General features: G+C 44.1%; 1 protein-coding gene. It reads right to left on the bottom strand.

Going from position 1 to position 367, the window contains the following annotated elements; genetic code table 11:
• Window positions 1–275, bottom strand: a 275-nt coding sequence (locus A3738_RS08545) for a HAMP domain-containing protein (RefSeq protein ID WP_231876586.1), incomplete at its 3' end; no start/stop codon positions are given.
• Window positions 276–367: the final 92 nt, after the last annotated feature.

Raw genomic sequence — 367 nt, 5'->3', positions numbered from 1 at the left:
TTTGAGATTTCATCGGTTTCAGCTTTTTGTTTGTGGAAAGTGTCGCGTGTTTCCGTTGCAATGTCGTTGAGCTTGTTTGCGTCAGTCGATAAGCCATTAATCATGAAGCGAGCTGTTTCAATGAGCTGTTTGACTTGCATGGTCATATCGTTAAAGGAGTACGTGAGCGCGCCAAGTTCGTCTGACGATTGCTTTTCCATTTTGACGGTGAGATCGCCTGAAGCAACGCGTTTGGCAGCTACCGAGAAAGATTCAATCGCGCGCTTCACAGACATCGAAAAGCCCGTGTACAGATAAGCAATTACGATCAATACGACAAAAATAGTGCTGAACAGGTAAACCAAATAAGATTGCTGTTCTTGAATGC

The organism is Oleiphilus sp. HI0066 (assembly GCF_001635725.1).
This window is presented reverse-complemented; position numbering and strand designations above follow the sequence as displayed.